At 32.1% G+C, this 16,436-nt stretch carries 11 protein-coding genes; 4 read left to right on the forward strand and 7 right to left on the reverse strand.

The window, feature by feature from the left end; genetic code table 11:
* Positions 1-342 precede the first annotated feature (342 nt).
* The gene (locus H6553_04180) at positions 343-1,146 is read right to left on the reverse strand and encodes a PorT family protein (protein MCB9033014.1); all 804 of its coding nucleotides are present in this window, start codon (positions 1,144-1,146) and stop codon (positions 343-345) included.
* Positions 1,147-1,574: 428 nt separating this feature from the next.
* Between H6553_04180 and lpdA the strand changes: the two genes are divergently transcribed.
* From lpdA to H6553_04200, 4 genes are all read left to right on the forward strand, one after another.
* The gene (lpdA, locus tag H6553_04185) at positions 1,575-2,975 is read left to right on the forward strand and encodes a dihydrolipoyl dehydrogenase (GenBank protein MCB9033015.1); all 1,401 of its coding nucleotides are present in this window, start codon (positions 1,575-1,577) and stop codon (positions 2,973-2,975) included.
* Positions 2,976-3,064: 89 nt separating this feature from the next.
* Entirely contained in the window at positions 3,065-3,922 is an 858-nt protein-coding gene (locus H6553_04190) for a hypothetical protein (GenBank protein MCB9033016.1), read from the forward strand.
* A gap of 194 nt (positions 3,923-4,116) precedes the next feature.
* On the forward strand, positions 4,117-5,346 hold the full coding sequence (clpX, locus tag H6553_04195; protein ID MCB9033017.1) for an ATP-dependent Clp protease ATP-binding subunit ClpX: 1,230 nt from the start codon (positions 4,117-4,119) through the stop codon (positions 5,344-5,346).
* 86 nt (positions 5,347-5,432) lie between these two features.
* Positions 5,433-6,260 (forward strand): universal stress protein, encoded by an 828-nt coding sequence (locus H6553_04200; GenBank protein ID MCB9033018.1) that lies wholly within the window; start codon positions 5,433-5,435, stop codon positions 6,258-6,260.
* Positions 6,261-6,582: 322 nt separating this feature from the next.
* Here the strand turns inward: H6553_04200 and H6553_04205 are convergent, their stop codons facing one another.
* From H6553_04205 to H6553_04230, 6 genes are all read right to left on the reverse strand, one after another.
* Positions 6,583-7,902 (reverse strand): site-specific DNA-methyltransferase, encoded by a 1,320-nt coding sequence (locus H6553_04205; protein ID MCB9033019.1) that lies wholly within the window; start codon positions 7,900-7,902, stop codon positions 6,583-6,585.
* A 3-nt stretch (positions 7,903-7,905) separates the two neighbouring features.
* Positions 7,906-8,766, reverse strand: coding sequence for a bstEII (locus H6553_04210; protein MCB9033020.1), 861 nt, complete (start codon positions 8,764-8,766; stop codon positions 7,906-7,908).
* A gap of 1 nt (position 8,767) precedes the next feature.
* Positions 8,768-9,082, reverse strand: a complete 315-nt coding sequence (locus tag H6553_04215) for a helix-turn-helix transcriptional regulator (protein MCB9033021.1) — start codon at positions 9,080-9,082, stop codon at positions 8,768-8,770.
* Positions 9,083-10,831: 1,749 nt separating this feature from the next.
* Entirely contained in the window at positions 10,832-13,948 is a 3,117-nt protein-coding gene (secDF, locus tag H6553_04220) for a protein translocase subunit SecDF (protein ID MCB9033022.1), read from the reverse strand.
* 88 nt (positions 13,949-14,036) lie between these two features.
* Entirely contained in the window at positions 14,037-15,881 is a 1,845-nt protein-coding gene (locus H6553_04225; GenBank protein MCB9033023.1) for a choice-of-anchor B family protein, read from the reverse strand.
* 45 nt (positions 15,882-15,926) lie between these two features.
* Entirely contained in the window at positions 15,927-16,409 is a 483-nt protein-coding gene (locus tag H6553_04230) for a four helix bundle protein (protein MCB9033024.1), read from the reverse strand.
* Between the last annotated feature and the right edge of the window lie 27 nt (positions 16,410-16,436).

Here is a 16,436-nt window from a genome sequence, read left to right on the forward strand (position 1 = left end):
TTTTAAAAAATTTCCCGCAGACTACGCAGATAGTCGCAGAAATGATATCAATCTAAATTATGAGTTAACTATTTTTATATAATGATTCTATATATGGTTGCACTCATTTTATTTACTGCTGGAAAGACTTTTTATAAATCAATAAAGTATAAAATATAATAAATAATACTGTTTTAGTTTTTTTAGTAGATCTATTTGATAATTCATGCACTTCAAAGTAGCGTCTTCTTACGAAAGACTTCTGCTACAAATAAATAATTAATGATAAAATAAAAATTTATAAAATAAAAAAAGCGTTGACTTAAAAAGCCAACGCTAAAAAAAAGAGTTATTGAATTATATTTAGAATCTGAAAATTCCGTATACTTGAATACCAGTATTTCCAGACCATTTATTATCTCCAGCAGGAATGATAGCATCTGTTCCCATGTAGCCAGCATAGTCATTATTAATCAAATCTCTAAAACCTTGATTAACTCTTGCACCAACACCAATACCTTTGTCAGAAATATACTCTACACCTAAGTTTGCTCCAAAATCAACTCTATTGAAAAGTAGATTGCCATTAGCATCTTCATAATCTTTACTCATCATGTTAACACTTTTTGTCTCATTTACAACTTCGTTATTTGAATTTTCGTGTATTAATTTTGCTTTTGCTGCAGCAATAAAAGAAACATAAGGACCGAAATTGATATTGAAATTATCTCCAACATAAAATTTCATACTAACTGGAACTTCTATTTGATGTGTATTAACTTTGAAAATTAATTTTTCGCTAGTTAAAGGAACTGTACCAGATGTTCTAACGCCTTTATTTGCATAACCAGCTTCTACATCTAAAGCAAAAACATCGGTAAATCTTTTTTCGTAAGAAACAGCAGCAAAGCCACCTACTTTCATTTTGTTTCTTACATCGTTGTAGGTATTGTCGTCTCCAATTAACACAGAAGTTAATCCAATACCACCTTTAACACCAAAACCACTTTTGTATTGTAATGGTTCTGATTCATAGCTAGTGGTAGTAGCTGTAACCATTTTTGTTTGTTGGAATCCTTCATTAGTTGAAGTTTCATTTCCTTCTTTTGCTGAAATTGTTGTTAGCATTGATACCATTGTTAATGCTGTTAAGATCATTTTTTTCATTTTTAATAATTTTAATTGTTTATAAATAATTTGTTTTAATCATTTTGATACTGCAAATTTATAGTGCGTTTGCTTGAGTACTGTTACACAACTTTAAGATGATTTTATAAGATTTTTATTTGTGTGATTTTTTTTAGAAATTGATAGGAATAAACAGAAATGCTAATAAATACTAGCAAATTATAGAACTTATCTTTTTATGAATCTATTATTTTGAAGTTTTCATATTGAGTGTAGCTAAACATCTCCTAAAGTTAAATAGCAATCACCGCAGTAAAAAAGACTCTTCAGCGCATTACATTTCACTCAGAGTAACTATGACTGTAAATACATTATCATCAAATGCTATCGTTATATAAATTTAATTTATAGCAACTTATTTCTGTTTCATTCAATTTAGCTGTATTTTTGCACTATAATTTTAAAAAATGGAAAATTTTGATATTGCAATTATAGGAAGTGGTCCTGGTGGTTATGTCGCAGCAATTCGTTGTGCACAATTGGGTTTCAAAACAGCTATTATAGAAAAATACAATACGCTTGGTGGTACTTGTCTCAATGTTGGCTGTATTCCTTCTAAAGCATTGCTCGATTCTTCAGAGCATTACTACAATGCCAATCATTCGTTTGCAGAGCAAGGTATAGAAGTAAAAGACATTAAACTCAACTTTAAACAATTCATCGACAGAAAAACAAAAGTAGTAGACCAAACTTGTGCTGGTATAGATTTTCTAATGAAGAAAAACAAAATTACAGTCTATCAAGGTATTGGCTCTTTCGTAGATGCTACAACCATCAACATCAAATCAGATAAAGGCGATGAACAAATTAAAGCAAGCAATACTATAATTGCCACAGGTTCAAAACCAAGTTCACTACCATTTATCAATATCGATAAACAAAGAGTCATTACTTCTACAGAAGCTTTGTCATTAGAAAAACTACCAAAATCTATGGTGATAATTGGTGGAGGTGTTATTGGATTAGAATTAGGTTCTGTTTATCAACGCTTAGGTACAGAAGTAAGCGTAGTAGAATTTATGGACAGAATTATTCCTACGATGGATGCTGATTTATCTAAAGAACTTAATCGTTCGCTAAAAAAATTAGGTATTAAGTTTTATTTATCACACAAAGTAAATGGAGTTATTGCATCTAAAAATGAAGTTACGGTTACTGCATTAGATAAAAAAGAACAGACTGTAGAAATTAAAGCTGAGTATTGTTTAGTGGCTATCGGCAGAAAACCTTATACTGATAATCTTGGATTAGATAAAGTGGGTATTACTACAAATGAAAGAGGTCAAATTCCTGTAAACGAACATTTACAAACCAGTGTTCCAAATATTTATGCAATTGGCGATGTTATTCGTGGAGCGATGTTAGCACATAAAGCAGAAGAAGAAGGTGTGCTAGTTGCAGAAATACTAGCAGGACAAAAACCACATATCGATTATAATTTAATTCCAGGTGTGGTTTATACTTGGCCAGAAGTTGCTGCTGTTGGAAAAACAGAACAACAGTTAAAAGACGAAGGCATTGCATACAAAATAGGTAGTTTTCCTATGCGTGCATTAGGAAGAGCAAGAGCAAGTATGGATATTGATGGTTTGGTAAAAGTATTGGCAGATGCTGAAACAGACGAAATTTTAGGTGTTCACATGATTGGTGCAAGAGCAGCAGATATGATTGCAGAAGCTGTTGTAGCAATGGAATTTAGAGCAAGTGCCGAAGATATTGCAAGAACATCACACGCACATCCAACTTATACCGAAGCCATGAAAGAAGCATGCTTAGCAGCTACCGACAACAGAGCAATGCATATATAATATAACTTAGTAGTAAGTATTGAGAATAAGTACTAATATTTTTTTGTAGAAATCTATTTTTTTTGTAGCTTTAGAGAAAATTAAAAATTATGAAAAAAATTAGCATTTTATTCCTACTTGCAATCAGTAGTATCATATTTATATTATCATGTAAAAAAGATGATGATACAGTTGTAAAAAATATGGTTATTTTAGATGATGATGGTCATGTATATGATATTAATACGAGTACTGGTGCATTAACTTTGCTAGACAGTATTACTCTTGGAGGTTCAAATTTAAGTGGATTAAGAGATATTGAATACGACGAAGCTAATAATATGCTTTATGCTTGTTTAGACAATTCAGGTGCTGGTAAATTATTAAAAGTAAATACAGATACAAAAGTAGCAACAGTTATAGAAAGTAACTCAAGTAATAATAGGTATGGTATATCTGAATTATTAATATACAACAATAAAGTATACGGAAGTACTTGGGGTAAGGATGTTGCTCCAGTTGTAAGAGATCCTAGTTTATTTGAGTTTAACTCTAATGGTACATTCTCTCAACAATTAGTTTTTGCAAATGATGATTTATGTTGTGGAATGGGTTTAGAATTTAAAGATGCAAGCACATTTTATATAGGAAGTGAAAACAATATATACATAGGTAACTTTAGTGGAATCTTAACAGATACACTTAGTTTAACTTTAGTGGGTTTCAGTAATTCAAATACAGGATGGGGAACTGGTGATTATGTAGGTATAGCATCAATAGTAAAAGATGGAAGCGGTCAATATTATTGCACTGTTTATAATTGGGATTCACCTAATGAAGAACTCTATTTTGCTAAAGTTAGCTTTTCATCTACTACAGCAACTTTAACTTATATTGCAACTTTATCTTCTGATGACACACACAAATATAAAGGGTTAAATTATTTGCCAGAAAGTATTTTTAAGTAAAAAACTATTACATATAGTTTTACACTTGAATTCATAATAATATTTTTATAGTTGGTATAGAGTCAAGTTTGATAGGCAAAAAGTTAGTACGCTGTTTTTACTAAGCATATTAATACTTTGTACATTGCAGTTTAGTAAACATCAAAAAACATAAAAGCAACCTATATGCTTTAGTTTTTATCTATATTTGTAATATGAAATCAGACAAACAGAATAGTTGCAGTTTTTGTGGAAGACATCAGGATAGAGTACAAATTTTAGTTACTGGTTTAGATGCATTTATCTGTGAAGATTGTGTAGAACAAGCTCAGAAAATTGTTACTAGCGAACTAAAATCTGTAACACAAAAAAAACACAAAACGCAAAAAACAAAGAAACCCAAAGAAATTAAATCGTTTTTAGATGAATATATTATAGGTCAAGATGATGCTAAAAAAATAATAGCAGTTGCTGTATATAATCACTACAAAAGATTAAATCAACACATTGACGATGATATTGAGATTGAAAAATCTAATATTATGATGGTTGGACAAACTGGAACAGGAAAAACACTTATAGCAAAAACTATTGCCAAACTACTCGATGTTCCTTTCACCATTGTAGATGCTACCGTTTTTACACAAGCTGGTTATGTTGGCGAAGATGTAGAAAGCATTCTCTCTAGGTTATTACAAGTCTGCGATTATGATATTACTGCTGCCGAAAGAGGCATCGTTTATATTGATGAAATAGACAAAATTACTAGAAGTGGCGATAATCCATCTATTACAAAAGATGTAAGTGGCGAAGGCGTTCAACAAGCATTATTAAAACTTTTAGAAGGCACTGATGTTTTAGTTCCTCCACAAGGCGGAAGAAAACATCCAGAGCAAAAATTAGTAAAAATTAATACCAATAATATATTATTTATTTGTGGTGGTGCTTTTGATGGTATTGAAAAACTCATTTCTAAAAGAATGAACTCAAGCGTAGTAGGTTTTAAAAAAGGTGTAGACGGACATGTAGTCGACAAAACTAATTTTCTACAATACATTACTCAACAAGATTTAAAATCGTATGGTTTAATTCCAGAGTTAATAGGAAGAGTGCCAGTGTTATCGCATTTAGATCCATTAGACAAAGTAGCACTAAAAGCTATTTTATTAGAACCTAAAAATGCTTTAATCAAACAGTATAAAAAGTTGTTTAAGCTAGAACATATTGAACTTATTGTTGAAGATGAAGTTATTGATATTATAGTAGATAAAGCACTAGAATATAATTTAGGAGCAAGAGGTTTGCGTTCAATTTGCGAAGCCATTTTTACAGAAGCAATGTTTGAGTTGCCATCAGAAAAAAATGTAAAGAAATTTATGGTAGATAAAGCATATGCATTAGAAAGAATTAGCAAATCTAAAATTTCAAAATTAAAAGTTGCCTAATACTGACAAATACCCAATACTCACTACTAGATATTGACAAAAATCATTTCTTAATTACTTTTTTTTGTTTAACTTGAAAATAAAAAATGAGTAAAATAATTGTTCCTTTAGATTTTTCATCAACATCGTTCAATGCATTAGAGTATGCTAAAAATTTAGCACATCAATTAAATTACGAATTGCAGTTGGTGCATTATTATCCATTACAAATTAATGCCTATACTACGCCAGAAGGTATGATACCACTAGATGTATTAGATAATATTAAAGATGAAGCAGAGCAACGCATGCAAAAAATTGTATCTGTAATTGAACAAGAAGAAAAATACACAGTGTCCTATCTTGTAGAAGCTGGCGATGTAGTTCCTGAATTGTCTAAGTTAGCAGAAGAAACCAATCCAGAGTTTATTATTATGGGAACAGTTGGCAACCAAACAGTATTGAATAAACTAATAGGTAGCAATGCAGCAGGAATTGTACAAAATATAATGACACCAATTATTTTAATTCCAGCAGATTACGAATTAAAACCAATACAAAAAATTGTTTATGCTGATAGTTTTGACAAAGAAGAATTTGCTATACTAGAAGATATTATTAATCTATTACACCAATTGTCTATTAATGAAATAGATGTATTGCATATTAACGACGAACACCATATTCAAACCATAGAAAATAATGTAATTGTTAATAAAATAAATCATTACTTAGGCGAAAATAGTGCTAAGATGAATATTGTTACTGCACAAAACTTTGAAGCAGGTTTTAACGAGTTTGCAGCACAAAATGAAATTGATTTGTTGATTATGGCAACACATAAAAAGTCGTTTTTAGAAAGAATATTTACGCACAGCAATACCAAAACTATGGCAATGCACAGCAAAATACCATTACTTGTTTATCATGTGTGATTGATTTAGTAATATTATAATAGGTAATATGTTTTTCTTTTTGAGCAATAGTTATTAGAACCAGAAAAACAGCCATAAAAGCAATGGAAATAAGTCAAAAAACACTAAAAAACACCATAAAAAGCTTAATTTTTTACATTTTGACACCAGTAAGCTACTAAAAGCACCACACAAAAAATACCAAAGCCAAAATACAATTTATATAAATAAGTATATGTAATATTGTATACTTACAATTTTTACCCTTTTTTACCTAGTTGTGCAACGATCACCAATGTTGGGCAATCGTACTTTTTTTTCGTCCGTCTGTCAGCGTTGGCATTTATTCAGTTAAATGTTTTTCTAAAATTTCATTTATCAAGTCAGAGTACCTTGAATCTGAAAGCATTTCAAAATCTGCTATTAGTTGTTTTCCATAAGCCATTTGTGATTCAAAAAGTGTCATTTGGTCAAGGTCATTTTCCGAATTGTTTTTGCCATTTACATAATCGCCCATACCTTCAAGACCTTTAAGAAAGCGTTTCAGAATATTGTCAATAGCTTCTGAACTATTGTCAATTCCAATCCATTTTCTACCAAGTTGTTCAGCTACACCAAGTGTCGTTCCTGAACCTGCAAAACAGTCTAAAATAATATCGTCTTTATTTGATGAAGCCTTTATTATTCGTTTCAGTAATTCAGGATTCTTTTCTGTCGGATAACCTGTTATTTTGATGTTTTGGTTTAGCGAATCTTGTACATCCATCCAAATATCTTGTACGGGAATCCCTTTATCTTCATCAAAGAATACTTTTCGCCTTGGATTGCCATTAGCTGACCAATAAATTTCGCCTTTTGCTTCAAATTCGTCTAAACGGGCAGGAGTGTATTGCCAATGTTTTCCTGGCGGAGGCAACATTCCTTTCCATTCTTTTCCTGTTTCCCCATTTCTTATTCCTGGTGCGTGAATAGGCACTTTTTTGTACCGTCTGCCCGTAGCTTCATCTATGCAAGGATATTCTTTTAACATCTTGCTTTCCGACCAAGCAGAAGTTGCTCTATGCCAAGTAAAGTTGTTTGTTTTGGAATAGTATAAAATGTAGTCAGAAATATTCCCGTAAGTATTTCTTGTGGAGTTTTTGTTGCTACACTTTTTTCTTGTAATGAATCCACGAAAATTCTTTGCTCCAAAAACTTCATCCATTATCACCTTAATCTGCGGTGTCATATTGTTGTCAAGATGAACATAAATAGAACCTTCATCACTCAATAGTTCTCTTAATAGGATTAACCTGCGTCTAATGAACTCTATAAAATGGCTTCCAACCAAATCGTCTTTATAAGAGTCCTTTTGATTTCGAGACTGAAAAACGCTGTTTGTACCATAAGGTGGGTCAATGTATATGAGTTTAACTTTTCCTTTTAATTTTTGAGATTGTAATAGATAGCGGAGTACATCTAAATTGTCTCCGTAGAAAAGTTTGTTTTCCTTGAATTCGCCATAGAGCGATTCATAATTTTCGGTGTAAGCAGTTGAAATAATTTCTTGTTCAGGTAGTTTCCCCTTATAGGTTATTTCATAGTCTGTTTCAAACGGAAACTTTTCCGATGAAATAATTTGAACTTCTTCTTGCCATTTATTTTTTGTGATTCCTGTTGCCATAGTCTAACTGTTTAACCAATCAAGGGTGATTCGCTCAATAATCATTCTTAATGTTACTACCATAACATCATCAGATGCATCTTCGATATAACTATAATCATCCCACATTGAACCAAGTAAAAGACCTGGGCCATCATTTACAAAAATGATTTTGGTTCTCAAGTCTTTGCCAATTGCATAATCGAGTATTTCACGAGAGGCATTTGAATATCCACCTGTTCTATCATCTTCCTGAGCACCGCCACGGTCAGAATCATACCTTGCAAATCCTATGGCTAAGATTTTCTTTCCATCTTTGATGATAAAATCTGCTGGTCTGTCAGGTTTTGGGTAGTCTTCGAATACGTCTCCAAGCAAAATATCCTTTCCTGCTCGTTCAGGACCACTAATTTCAAAATCTGGGAATTTGCTTCTTAAAAGCTCGAACATTCTTTCTGTCATATCATAACCTTTTTTGCCCCTGTCTTTATATTCCCAAAGCACAGCACATAGTGCTTCATCAGGCATAGGTCGAGAAACAAATGCTTTTTGAACTTCAACAATAGGTCTGAATCCTTTGCCAAATTCTTTGCAAATCCATTCAGCTTTTCTTTTTTGCTTTAGCATTTCTACGGGAGTATTCGGACTAACATATTTCCTAAAAACTCTTGCTAATTGTATTCTCATCCACGGTTGACGAACATCCACAGTCTGTAAGAACAGCTTTTCTGAGGTCTCACTTGATTTTAACAATTGTCCGAAAAGTTCAAGGACTGGTCTGTAAAGGTTACAAGCATCCACAAGAATGTCTGGATAAAATTCTCCTGTTGCTAATGTTATCCAATTTGCGTTTTCGGGTTTATAGTCCCTGAATGTTTTTGCCATATTATGTTCGTTCTTTATAGTATTTGATTTTTTCTTCTGCCACTTTCAATATTTCTATTCCGTCTTCTTCACCCAATAATTCGTAAGTGATTTTGTCACTTAGGTATCTGATTTTTAATTCGGCTTTATCAATATTGAAGATTCTCGCAATTCCATCGATTATTTGCTCGTTTGCATTGCGTGCGTTCTTCTCAATTTTACTTAGAGTAGAGGTGTCAATATCCAATTCTGCCGCAACTTTTCTTAACGGAAGATTGGAGTTTTCTCTTAGTTCTCTAAGGTATTCGCCAAATGAAATATTGTCTATTATTGCCATTTTTTGTTTGGACTTAATTTGTCCAAAAATAAGTAGATTTTCCCAAAAAGTTATTTCATTTTGCTTCTTTTTATTAACAGTTTATTCGAGCGTTGGGAAGAAACAGCTCTTTTGGTTTTTTCAGTGTTGGCTTCCGTGTCGGCAAAAACCAAATGTGCTGTTTGTGCGGCTGGCTTTTCAGTATGTTGCCCAACGGAGGGCGGATTTACGAAGTTACGAAACGCAAACGGAGTTTGCAAGTGTAGTAATTTCGTAAATCCGCTGATGTGTTGAAGGTCGTAGCGACAGCGAAGACCGTTCGACGCATCAGCGGATGTAATCCGCCCTCCGATGTGCAAAAGACGCAGCGGTAGCGGAGACTTTTGCACATCACCCAAATATACGCAATAAAATAACTTGCGTATATTTTTTTGCTAAAAATATTTTTTGTTTATAATGTTTTTATTTTCAATACTATACAAAAGATATGTTTTTGCGTATTTTAAATATATACTGTTACTTGTTTGCTACTTTGTTGGTGAAAAATACATAGAATACGCAATATGAATAATCAATTATATACTTTTTCTTTTGGCACTCACAACAATAAAAATGTAATATAGATTGTCTTTTTTCTAACCAACAATTAATAGAAGGTTTAAAGATTTACTTTCTACCAGCATTCTCTATCAAGTAACTCTGATGAGTGAGAATTTGTATGTATTCTACTATAATATTTTATCAAAAGTATAACTACTTTTTATTGGCAGAAATAGCGTAGGAAGAAAAAATGCGGCGGCTAAGCGTGGGAATATAGCGTGGAGCGATCATTTTTTCTTGACTTTTTTGTTACTTTTTGTGTCAAGACAAAAAGTAAGGAAAATAAGAGTTGAGTAATGTTTTTTCTTATTAGCTATAAATTATTATTTTAATTAAGTACTTAATAGCTATGCTGACTAATATTTTATGCAAACTCAGTTATAAGAATACCAAGCTAAGCCACTTTAAAAGCTAAACAACTTACTAAAAAACCAAGTCAGCTAATAAAACACATAAGTCGAGCCACTTAAAAATCAAACCCAGTTAAGGTAAAACATTAACCGAGTTAAGGTTTGAAGTGGTATCCTGTACTTCTATAAGTGGGTTGGTATACTTAAAACCTAAACCAAGTTAGGGTAAAAACTAACTCAGCTTATATTTTAAGTGGGGTGGACTACTTAAAAACTAAGTGAAACTGACAAATTGGGTGGCTACCCCCACTTCGGAAGGGGGGTAGGGTACTTCGGAAGTGGGGTAAAGTGCTAAATTTACGCCATTATGGCAGTTTTTTTTTATTTTTCGTTTTAGTAAGGAGATACTTCGTTCGTTCCTCACTCAGTATAGACGGTTGGTTAAAAATGGCTCTCGATACTATAAGTAAAATGTAATTGATAATTAGACCGTCTATTGCGAAATTTTGAGAGGAACGAACAAAATTGTGGCCTACCTGTCGGTAGACAGGCAATCTCAAACTATGAACTGCTATAAAGTATATTACCTGTCTGCCGAACAGGTAGACTTCGCTACTTTCATCCGCTCGCAAAGACGAGGATTATTTTAGTTGTTGTATTTTTGATTTAGGAGATACTTTGTTCGTTCCTCACTCAGTATAATGAGAATGACACAAAGACTTCATGTAGAAACCCAATTACGAAAGCGTTCTAATTGGTATAACAAAAAAAGAGCTGACCAAAATTAGTCAGCTCTTTTCGTTTTTGTTTGATCTATTTTTTACTTCACCGAAGCAGCTTTGTCTTTGTTTTTAATGTTTCTGTTTACAAAGTTGTCTACATCATACATAATTGGTGATGCAATAAATACTGATGAATAAACACCTATTACAACACCTAACAACATAGCAAACGAGAATGATTTTAATACAGAACCACCAAATAAGAACAAGATAAATACTACTATAAATACAGTAAATGCAGTATTAAATGTTCTAGAAAGTGTACTGTTAATCGCATCGTTCATGGTAGATTTTAAATCGCTGTTTGGTCTTTCGCCAATATACTCTCTTAACCTATCAAAGATAATTACGGTATCGTTGATGGAATAACCTATAATGGTAAGTATGGCTGCTATAAAGTGTTGGTCTACTTCTAGTGGAAACCACATAATTCCGTTAAGTAAAGAGAATAATCCTACAACAATTAAAGCATCGTGTAAAGTGGCTACAACTGCTCCAACGGAATAACCATATTTTCTAAATCGCAATAAGATATATAAGAAAATTGCTAGTAATGCTAAAATGGTTACTTTAAATGAACTCTTTCTAAAGTCTAATGAAATAGTTGGATCTATTTTCGTAGAACTTAATAAGTTAGCTTGTTTAAAGGTTTCAAACGACTCATTATTTAAGTATGGTTTTAAACCTTCGTATACAGCACGCTCTACTTTAGCATCTGCTTCTTTTGTGTTTTCTTTAATTAAATAATGCGTAGTAATTTTTACTTGGTTGCTAGCACCAAATTGTTTTACAATAGAACCATCGCCAACAGTTTTAGTTAAAGCATCTTTAATTTGATTGGTTTCAACGCCTTTTTCAAAACGCACTTTGTATTCTCTACCACCAGTAAAGTCAACACCAAGATCAAATCCTCTTGTAAATATAGAAACAAATCCTGCTGTTAAAATAATTGCAGAAATAGTATAAGATATTTTTCTTTTTCCAATAAAATCGAAATTTTTACCTTGTAAGAAGTTTTTAGTAAAGTTGGTAACATAGTTGTAGTATTTACCTTTTTCCATTCTAGCATCTAAAATTACTTTAGATAATAAAACTGCTGTAAATAGCGTAGTAAAAATACCAATACACAAAGTTACCGCAAAACCTCTGATTGGTCCCATACCAAATCCTAGTAAAATTAAACCAGTAATAAATGTGGTAACATTACCATCTATAATGGCAGAATACGAATGTTTGTAACCTTCTTCAATGGCAGTTTTTACTGTTTTGCCATGTCGTAATTCTTCTTTTATTCTTTCGTAAATAATCACATTGGCATCTACAGCCATACCTAAAGTAAGTACAATACCTGCAATTCCTGGCAATGTAAGTGTAGCACCAAAACCTGCTAATAATCCTACGATTAATAACATGTTTAATAACATCATTAAGATAGCAATAAAACCACCAGAAGAGTAGAATGCTACCATAAATACAAAAATTAAGAATATAGAAACTGCTAATGAAATTAATCCAGCTCTAATAGATTGCTCACCTAAAGATGGACCAACTAATTCTTCTTCTATAATTCTGGCAGAAGCAGGTAGCTTACCAGTTTTTAAAACATTGGCTAAATCGGTTGCTTCTTCTGTAGTAAAACCACCACTAATTTGTGAACTACCACCATCAATTTGTCCGTTTACAGTTGGTGCAGAATACACTTGATTATCTAGTACAATAGCAATATTATTGCCTACATTTTTTCCAGTTAAATCGCTCCAAGTTCTAGCACCTTCGGTATTCATTTGCATACTTACAATAGTTTGTCCGTATTGATCAATATCTGCTCTTGCTTCAGAAATAGCACTACCATCTAGTGGTGGCTCATCTGAGTTAGAAGGTACTTTTATTGCATAAATAGCATAAAACTTAACTTTGTTTTCTTTGCTGTCGCCACCTATAGCTTTAGCACCATACATAAAGGCAATGTCTTTTGGAAAAGCTGCTCTTACATCTGGATTGTTTAGGTAGCTGTTTAATTGTGCTGTATCTAAAGCTCTAACATAACCAATAACTGGACTTTCCATGTATCTGTTATTGTTGTCTACTGCTGGTTGTAGTACAGCAAATAATGGATTTTCGTTTTTGAATTCTTCAAATTTAGCTTCTTGCGAAGTATCTGAACTTGCGTTAGTTTCTTTATTGCCAGACAGTAAATCGTTGCCTGTATTTTTTGTACTGTCTGTAGTAGTATTTCCAGACAGAATATCGTCGTTTACTAAAGGCGAATCATCGGTTGTAGTAGTTTCATCGCTATTATTTGCTAAATATGTTTTTAATGCATCGTTAGCACTGTTAATTGATTGACCTATTTGCGATGCTTTATAAGTCTCCCAAAATTCTAAGTTGGCAGTTGCTTGTAATAATTTTCTTACTCTCGCAGGATTATCAACACCAGCAATTTCTACATTGATTCTTGCTTTTTTAGGATCTAAAGTGATAGTTGGTTGCTTAGTACCAAATTGGTCAATTCTAGAAGTAATAATGCTATATGTTCTATTAATTGCAGAGCTAGCTTCTTCTCTAATAATATCTAGTACATCATTATCAGAAGTATTGAAATTAATTCTGTCGGCATATTGTCTTGTAGCAAATATTGGTGCTAACTTTCCGTTTGGACTGTTCTTTTTGAATGCTTCGTAGAACAAGCTAATATAATCGTCTTGAGAAGATGACATATTTTTTTCAGCATCGTCTAAAGATTTTAAAAATGCAGGATTTGGATTGTCATCAGACATAGAAACCAATAACTCTTTAAGTGATACTTGTAGTACAACACTCATACCACCTTGTAAATCTAGTCCTAAGTTTAATTGCTGACTTTTAGCACTTTTGTAAGTACTTCCTAAAAATACTTTTTCATTTTGAATAGAGTCTAAGTATCTGTTTTTATAGCCAATTCTTTCTTGTCTGATACTATCTTCGTATAAAAACTGATTGATTTTGCTATTAGGATAAAGTTTAGTAGGGTCTTGCATTGGAATAGCTTTTTCTGCCATTGCAATTACATTTTTTTCTATACTATTAACTTTAAAGGTAAACGACAAACAATAGATACATACTAAAACGAGTAATGCTGTAATTACTCCAATAAAAATTCTTGTTCCTTTGCTCATAAATTATTTTTCAAGGTTGCAAATATACTACTTTCACTACAAAAAAGAAGGTAATTTTGTAGTAAATGCCAACAATTATAACTAATTGTTAATGAAGATAGAATTGCTGACTATACAAAGTTTTATCATTCAATACAAATGTAAGAAAATAAGTGCCATTGGATAGTGCACTTAAATCTAAAATATTGTTAGATAATGTATAATTGTATTTTCTACCTAAAACATCGCTAATAAAACAAGTTGTATATAAATCTGCTTGATTATTAATTAGTATTACTTGCTTGTTTTGTACTGCAATTTTAATTTTTTGTACTGCATTTTCTATCTTGTTGGTAGCTATTGGTTGCAAATAAAAATCTTGAAGTGTTATTACTCCGTTGTAAATTGTTACTGTTGTATCTATACTTATATATCCAGCCAATGCTACATGAATATTGTATACGCCACTATCTATAGTATTTGTAATAAAATATCCTAATGAATCAGTAGTATAGTTTTTACTAAGTTCTGTAATAGCAATTGTTGCTCCTTGTAAGTCTAAATTAGTATTAATATCTTTAATATTGCCTTCAATTTTACCACCTCTTGGCGTTAAATGAATATTTAATATCGTTACTGAGTCATTTTGAATGGAAACAGTAGCGGTTTGGCTAATATATCCAGCTAAATCAATGCTAACATTAAATATGCCATTTTCAACTCTACCTGTTTTGTACTCGCCAATTGCATTTGATGTACTATTAATTGAAGCATCATCTAAAAATGTAATAACTGCACTTGGCAACACTTGGTTGGTTATAGCATCATAAACAGTACCTTCTAGTCGAGCAGCTCTAATATAATTTGGTTTTACTACAAATAATCCTTCGTCAATATCACTTAAAATAATATTTCCTGATGGAAAATATGGATATGCTTCCCAAACGCCATGCCATGGTGAAGCAATGTTGTCATAGTTAGGAGAGCAGTCGTACTGTCCAACTTTTATAATATTGTCTGGATGGCTAGCGTCCCAAATGACAACACCTAATTTGTAGTGAGCTACTACAAGGTAATCGTTGATGACTCTTACATTGTGTGGAATAACGCTTTCGTTAGGTGAATTTTTTATGGTACTAATTAAAATTGGATTGCTTTTATCGTGAATATCATACACACCAATAGGAGCATATTCTCTTTCATCAGTAGTAAACAAATAATTGCCATCATCTGATGTCCAAGAATTGTGATTATAAGCATATGGTGTTGTAGTAGTACTGACTAATATTGGATTCGCTTTATCACTTATGTCATAAATACTTTGTGTTCCTGCATAAACTTCAGATTCATATAAATAATTATCTCTTGCATAACTATCATGTACATATTTTGCATTTTGGTGTCCTAAATATTCTGGTTGTGTAGGATTTTGACTAATATCGAACATAATTGTACCAGAAATTCCTACTCCATTTACAGTTGTAGAACGACCACCATTTAAGTACAAAATACCATCTTCGTCAATAAAGACAGTATGTGCCATTTGTATGTTGATATTTTTGCCATTTGATGTGAAATTTTTAATATTATAGGTTTTTACACTATCTGGTAAATACTGTAAATCTATAATTTGCATACCTTCGTTACTACCATTAGAAACATCATGAACAATATAGGCGTAATGACTCCAGACTTTCATTTCTCTCCAAGAAGAAGCACTTCCACCAAGAAAAGCAACTTGAGTTGGTGTAGTTGGATTCGTTATATCGACAATAGAAGTACCTGAATAAGTTCCTACAATAGCATATTCTTTTTGGTTGATAGCATCGTAATAACCCCAACAACTTGATAAATCTGTATTGTAAGGTAAATTGGATAGTAATTGTATGTTTTGTGCTTGACTAAATTGCACAATAAACAGTAGTAAGCTTAGTGTAAAAAATTGTTTAATCATTAATTTTGTACTTAATGATTTAAAGTTAATAAAAAAGCTAATCTTTTACAGCATTTCGGCATCGCTGTTGCCTACAAAACTAGATGAGTTGCTCTTTTGACTACTGTAGTTATTGTCATCGTTGTTGTCGTTATTGTCACTATCTTCATCATTTCTATTTCGGTGTTTGTTTTTACCTAAAACAGAACGAATTAAACCACCTAGCATTTTTTGTATTTCAATAGTATCTTCTTGTAGTTGAGCAGAAGTACCATATCCTAAATCATTAGATAAGTATAATAAATAGTAAACATCGTTTAAAGCAGATTGTGCATCGCTATACAATCTTGTTTTGTCTTGTTTGTTTCTTCTCTGAAATCCTTCAGAAATACTTACAACAACACTAGAGCTAGCTCTTTTTAATTGATCTACTAGCGTACCTCTTTCTTTTTCTGGAAAGCTATCTGTGTATTGGTAAATGTTTAGCGTTAAACTATGTGCTTTTTGCCACACATTTAAGTCAAAAAATGATTGAATTCTTTCTTCCATTATATATAGTTTTAGTTAGTCGTACAA

The sequence above is a fragment of the Chitinophagales bacterium genome (assembly GCA_020636535.1).
Lineage (GTDB): Bacteria > Bacteroidota > Bacteroidia > Chitinophagales > JADIYW01 > JADJSS01.

Excerpts from the sequence above, each read along its gene's own strand:
- H6553_04180 (MCB9033014.1), bottom strand. The coding sequence starts at position 1,146 with ATGAAAAAAATGATCTTAACAGCATTAACAATGGTATCAATGCTAACA.
- lpdA (MCB9033015.1), top strand. The coding sequence starts at position 1,575 with ATGGAAAATTTTGATATTGCAATTATAGGAAGTGGTCCTGGTGGTTAT.
- H6553_04190 (MCB9033016.1), top strand. The coding sequence starts at position 3,065 with ATGAAAAAAATTAGCATTTTATTCCTACTTGCAATCAGTAGTATCATA.
- clpX (MCB9033017.1), top strand. The coding sequence starts at position 4,117 with ATGAAATCAGACAAACAGAATAGTTGCAGTTTTTGTGGAAGACATCAG.
- H6553_04200 (MCB9033018.1), top strand. The coding sequence starts at position 5,433 with ATGAGTAAAATAATTGTTCCTTTAGATTTTTCATCAACATCGTTCAAT.
- H6553_04205 (MCB9033019.1), bottom strand. The coding sequence starts at position 7,902 with ATGGCAACAGGAATCACAAAAAATAAATGGCAAGAAGAAGTTCAAATT.
- H6553_04210 (MCB9033020.1), bottom strand. The coding sequence starts at position 8,766 with ATGGCAAAAACATTCAGGGACTATAAACCCGAAAACGCAAATTGGATA.
- H6553_04215 (MCB9033021.1), bottom strand. The coding sequence starts at position 9,082 with ATGGCAATAATAGACAATATTTCATTTGGCGAATACCTTAGAGAACTA.
- secDF (MCB9033022.1), bottom strand. The coding sequence starts at position 13,948 with ATGAGCAAAGGAACAAGAATTTTTATTGGAGTAATTACAGCATTACTC.
- H6553_04225 (MCB9033023.1), bottom strand. The coding sequence starts at position 15,881 with ATGATTAAACAATTTTTTACACTAAGCTTACTACTGTTTATTGTGCAA.
- H6553_04230 (MCB9033024.1), bottom strand. The coding sequence starts at position 16,409 with ATGGAAGAAAGAATTCAATCATTTTTTGACTTAAATGTGTGGCAAAAA.